At 69.6% G+C, this 5,538-nt stretch carries 3 protein-coding genes; 2 read left to right on the forward strand and 1 reads right to left on the reverse strand.

Annotated features, from left to right (window positions below; translation table 11 throughout):
* Together ABZ260_RS45370 and ABZ260_RS45375 are read left to right on the forward strand one after the other, a co-directional pair.
* The coding region (locus tag ABZ260_RS45370) for a VCBS repeat-containing protein (protein WP_355630540.1) at nt 1–1,590 on the forward strand (1,590 nt) is incomplete at its 5' end.
* A 102-nt stretch (nt 1,591–1,692) separates the two neighbouring features.
* Nucleotides 1,693–2,097, forward strand: coding sequence for a Rid family hydrolase (locus ABZ260_RS45375; RefSeq protein WP_355630542.1), 405 nt, complete (start codon nt 1,693–1,695; stop codon nt 2,095–2,097).
* 413 nt (nt 2,098–2,510) lie between these two features.
* Here ABZ260_RS45375 and ABZ260_RS45380 read toward each other — a convergent pair whose 3' ends face one another.
* Nucleotides 2,511–5,366: a glycoside hydrolase N-terminal domain-containing protein gene (locus ABZ260_RS45380; protein WP_355630545.1), complete on the reverse strand. Its 2,856-nt coding sequence runs from the start codon at nt 5,364–5,366 to the stop codon at nt 2,511–2,513.
* Nucleotides 5,367–5,538 lie beyond the last annotated feature (172 nt).

Raw genomic sequence — 5,538 nt, forward strand, 5'->3', positions numbered from 1 at the left:
GGCGACGGCCGGGCCGACCTGGTCGCCCAACTGTCCGGCGCCGACGCCGGAGCGCTGCGCGTCTACACCGGCAACGGGGCCACCACCTCCAATCCGTGGGAGACGACCTACACTGCGACGCCGCCGCAGTGGGAGTTCGCCGACACCCTGATCGTCGCCGACGTCACCGGCGACAACCGCGCCGACGTCGTCGTGCGCGACCCTTCGGCGAACAACGGCACGCTGTACATCTACCCCAACGACGGCTCCGGCTCGGCGAACCCGTGGCCCAGCCGTTTCGCCGCCGGCACCGGATGGAACATCGTCGACCGGATCCTCGTCGGCGACGTCACCGGTGACGGCAAACCCGATCTGCTGGCGCGCAACCCCACCGAAAGCAGCGGAACCCTCTACGTTTACCCGAACAACGGCTCGGTCACCTCCAACCCATGGACCCAGTCTCCGATCTGGTCGGGCAACGGGTGGAACCTCGCCCAGATGATGATGCTCGACGACGTCACCGGCGACGGCAAACCCGAAATCGTCGCCCGCGACACCACCGGAGCCCTCCTGGTCTACCCGCACAACGGGTCGACCACGTCGAACTTCTGGACCTCGATCGTGTACGGGAGCACCGGCGGCTGGAGCAGCGCCGACCGGCTGTCCATGGACGACGTCACCGGCGACGGGCATCCGGACGTGATCTCGCGGGACCCCTCCGGCGCCCTGTGGATTCACCCCTGGCAGAGCGCCACGGCGGGCTCGATGTGGTCGGCGACGACCCGCTTCGCCGCGGGCACCGGCTTCGAGTACGCGCTCGACGTCGTGACCGGCGACGTGACCGGTGACGGCAAGCCCGACCTGGTCGCCCATGTCGCCCGCAGTGGCGACCTCTGGCTCCTGCCGAACACCAAGGCGGCCACCGGCAATCCCTGGCCCGACAGGGTCAGTGCCGGCACCGACTGGGGCTTCGCCTCGCAGATCCTCCTCGCAGACGTCAACGGCGACCGCCTTCAGGACGTGCTCGCGGTCGACAAACGCCTGTCCAACGGCACCCTGTGGATCTACCTCAACAACGGGTCCACGACCGGCCTGCGCTGGACCGACCGCTACTTCGGCGGAACCGGCTGGAACATCTTCAACCACCTGATGGCCGGGGACGTCACCGGCGACGGGCGCGCCGACCTCGTCGGCCGCGACAACGCCGGCGACATGTACGCCTACCCCGGCAACGGATCCACCACCGCCTTCCCGTGGATGCCGCGCGCGTGGGTCGGCAGCAACTGGCAGACGGCCACCCGGCTCGCCCTGGGTGACGTGGACCGCGACGGCATCGCCGATCTTGTCGACCTGGAGAACGACGGGTCCCTGTGGGTCTTCCCGACCGGCGCGTCAACCGATCCGATCGTGGTTCCGGGCAACTGGACCGGAACGCGGTCGCTCGGCCTGGGCCACGTGACCGGGGGCTCCGGGCCGGACCTGGTGGTCGGCGACGCCTCCGGCGGACTGTCGATCTACGCCAACAACGGCGCCACCTCGGGCAACCGCTGGTCCAGCACCCCCAGATCGGGCGGCACCGGTTTCCAGGGCGCGCTCTCCCTGGTGCTTTAGGGACCCGCGACACGACCCTTGCCGGGAAAACCGGTCCGGTCATCCGACGGCGATACCAGGTCGACCTTCGGAGTCGGCATCGGCCATCGAGAGGAATCAGGCATGACAGATCATATGAAGGTGGGTATCCACACCGACCAGGCTCCGCCCCCGCGAGGCGCCTACTCCCAGGCGGTCGTCGTCGGAGATCTCGTCCACACCGCGGGCTTCGGGCCGGTCGACCCGGTGACCCGGATGATCGTCGGTGACGACGTCGCCGAGCAGACCCGCCAGACGCTGCGCAACGTCGCGGCCGCGCTGCAGGCCGCGGGCTCGGACCTGCAGGACGTCGTCAAGGTGACCGCGCACCTGGCCGACATCGACAACGACTGGGACGGCTTCGACACGGCCTACCGCGAGTTCTTCGACGAACCGCGCCCGGCCCGCACGACCGCCGGATCCAGCCTCGGCGGAATCCTCGTGGAGATCGACGTCGTCGCGGTCAAGGGCAGCCGCCGACGGTCCTGATCCTCACGACGCGCGCGCCGAGCCGGCCTCGGGGGCCATCGGCGCGCGCGGTGAGGAGGGCCAGGCGGACACGCTCGACTCGGTCCAGCGTGTCCGGCCAGGTCCGCGACCGCTCGAAGTCTCCGCACACCACCTCGGCCTCGTCCGTCGGACACGCGGCCCATGAATCGCGGGTCACGGCCCGCCGGTCACCGCCGCCGTCGTGGGACAGACGGCCGTCGGGCGCTCGCCTCCGCCAGCGATCCGCCGCTCAAAGGAAAAGCGCCCGCGACGGCCGGGACCGGAGAGCGTGCGGCCCGTTCCTGGCGAAAAGCCCGATCGCTGGAGGACGCCTGGAGCGCTGTCATCGGCCTCTCGATTCACCTCGGTTCATTCTTGAAATGTTCTTGTCGAACGCCGCCGTTCGCCGACCGTCACACACCCGTGATGGTCCACTGGTTGTTGGTGTTGTCGTTCGTTGTCCACATGGCCACGGTGGAGCCGGCGGTGCCGTTGCCCATGCCGTCCAGGGCCGTGCCGGTGCCGCGGTTGACGATCTGGTAGCGGCCGTTGCCCACGTCGTTGAGGCGCCATTGCTGGTTGTTGCCGCCGCCCCAGGCCGCCTGCCGGGCGACGGCGCCGTTGGCGGTGTTGCCCCAGCTGTCGATGACCATGCCGTTGGCGCGGTTGACGACGCGGTACCAGCCGCTGCCCAGGTCGACGAGCTGCCACTGCAGGTTGGCGCTGCCGTCGTAGTTCCACTGCTTGAGGTTCGACCCGGAGGCGACGTTGCCGCCGCTGTCCAGGACCAGGCCGGTGGTCCCGTTGGCGATCCGCGCATAGGTGGGCTGTGGCGCGCCGGTCCCGGTCAGGCGGTACGTACGGCCCGCCTGGCCGGTCAGCGCGATGACGTCGGACTCGGGTTTGGTGACGGTGACGGCGGCGCCGCCGGTGGTGTCGACCACCTGGTGGGTACCGGTGAAGATCCGGTTGCGGACGTTGACGATCCCGTCGCGGTCGAACCTGACGAGGATCTCGGTGGCCGCGCTGGAGCTCCACGTCGCGTCCACGGTGTAGCCGCCACGCCCCCGCAGGCCCCGCACCTTCCCGGCCGGCCAGGCGGACGGCAGCGCCGGGAGCACGTGCAGCTCGCCGTTGTGGCTCTGCAGGAGCATCTCCGCGATACCGGAGGTGGCGCCGAAGTTGCCGTCGATCTGGAACGGGGGATGCAGGTCGAACATGTTCGGCGCGAGCCGGGCCGTCGTCACCAGGAAACGGATCAGGGTGTGCGCGCGGGCGCCCTCCTCCATCCGCGCCCAATAGTTGATCTTCCAGGCGAGCGACCAGCCGGTCCCGTCGTCGCCGCGTAGTTCGAGGGTCCGCCGCGCGGCGTTGTACAAGGCCGGGGTGCCGCGCTTGCTGATCTGGTTGCTGGGGTGCAGGCCGTACAGGTGGGAAATGTGCCGGTGGGTGGGCTCGGTCTCGATCCAGTCGTACAGCCACTCCTGGATGTTGCCGCGCGAGCCGACCTTCATCGGCGGGAGCCGGTCCCGGGCGGCCAGGACCCGCGTCCGCAAGTCGGCGTCGACGCCGAGCGCCTGGCCGGCCTTGGCGCAGCCGTCGAACAGGTCGCGCAGGATCTGGTTGTCCATCGTGGGGCCGGCGCAGACGCTGACGCCGCTGTGGTGGGCCAGCTCCGGGGAGTTCGACGGGTTCGTGACCAGATACCCGAGGCTCGGTTCCTGCACGAGGGTATCGAGGAAGAACTGCGCGGCGCCCTTCATCGCCGGGTAGTACTGCCGCAGGAACTCGATGTCGCCGGTGAAGGTGTAGTGCTCCCAGATCAGGGTGGCCAGCCACGCGCCACCGGTCTGCCACATGCCCCACAGCGCGCCGTCGACGACGGAGCTGGCCCGCCACGCGTCGGTGTTGTGGTGGGCCACCCAGCCGCCGGCGTTGTACTGGACCTGGGCCGTGCGGGCGCCGCTGACCGCCAGATCGTTGATCATTGCGAACACCGGCTCGAAGCACTCCGACAGGTTCGTCGTGTCGGCTGGCCAGTAGTTCATCGGCAGGTTGGCGTTGATGGTGTACTTCGAGTCCCAGGCCGGTGCCAGCGAGTCGTTCCAGATGCCCTGCAGGTTGGCCGGCTGGGTGCCGGGCCGGGAGGAGGAGATCAGCAGGTACCGGCCGTACTGGAACAGCAGCACCGAGAACTGCGGGTCGTTGACGCTCGCGTGCTGCGCGATCCGCACGTCGGTCGGCTGGTCGGCCGCTGCGGTGCGGCCAAGATCGAGCGTTGTGCGCCCGAACAGCCGTTGGTAGTCGGCGACGTGCCGGGCGCGCAGGTCGGTGTGGCTCCTGGCGGCGGCGGCGTTGAGATGCTGGCGCGCGATGCCCTGGTAGTCGCCGCTGACGTCGCGGAAGTTGCGGTAGCTGGAGCCGATGGAGATCAGCACCGTCACGCTGTTCGCGGACGTCACCTGCAACGTGCCGCCGGAACTGCTGACACTGCCGCCTTCGACGACGGCCCGGGCCAGGCCCAGGAACCGGACCGCGCCGGTCTTGCCCTCCATGCTGCCCGAGACGCCGTCGAGCGCCACCGTCGCGCCGTCCGGGCTCGATCGCGTCGTCTGCTGGGGGCTGTCGAACGTCGCGGAGAACGAGATCGAGCCGGCCCTGTCAGCGGTCAGGCGCATGACGATCACCTGGTCCGGCGCGCTCGCGAACGTCTCGCGCTGGTGGCGCACGCCGTTTTGCAGGTACGACACCGTCGTGGTGGCCGTGGTCAGGTCCAGGTAGCGGTTGTACTCCGAGACCCCGGAAGTGTTGCCGAACGCGAGCCGCAGGTTGCCGACGGTCTGGTAGGCCAACTGGCCCGCGGGGCTGCCGAGCATGTTCTGGTCGATCAGGGTCTGGGCCTGACTCCACTGGTTCTGGAAGACCAGCTGCCGGATCTGGCCCAGCGCCGCCGCGCCCCTGGTGTTGCTCTGGTCGTAGGGCCCACCGGCCCAGACGGTGTCCTCGTTGAGCTGCAGCCGCTCGGTGTCGACGTTGCCGAACACCATGGCGCCCAGGCGGCCGTTGCCGATCGGGAGCGCGCGAAGCCAGTCGGTGCCGGCGCTCTCGTCGTACCACAGCGCCAGGTCGTTGGCCGCGCTCACCGCTGGAGGGGGCGCCGAGGCGGCCCGCGCGGCCGCCGTCCACTGCAGCGGTAACAGCAAAGCGCCGGCTCCGGCCGTTCCGATCTGCATCAGTCGCCTGCGTGTCAGGTGGTGCTCGTCGGACATGGTCGTTCCAATCGGTAGGGGGTGTGGCGCTTGGAAGCACCGCGGTGAAGATGGGGCCGTCGCCCTGGGCGGCGGCCTCCATACGATCGTGTACGGCGGGAGAGCGGTGCTTGACCGGGGGTGCGCAGTGACGGCTTTCTGTCACTGCGGGTGGATACAGTTTTGCCGGGAA

Source organism: Streptosporangium sp. NPDC006013 (genome assembly GCF_040614275.1).
Taxonomy (GTDB): Bacteria; Actinomycetota; Actinomycetes; order Streptosporangiales; family Streptosporangiaceae; genus Streptosporangium.

Excerpts from the sequence above, each read along its gene's own strand:
- ABZ260_RS45375 (WP_355630542.1), top strand. The coding sequence starts at position 1,693 with ATGACAGATCATATGAAGGTGGGTATCCACACCGACCAGGCTCCGCCC.
- ABZ260_RS45380 (WP_355630545.1), bottom strand. The coding sequence starts at position 5,366 with ATGTCCGACGAGCACCACCTGACACGCAGGCGACTGATGCAGATCGGA.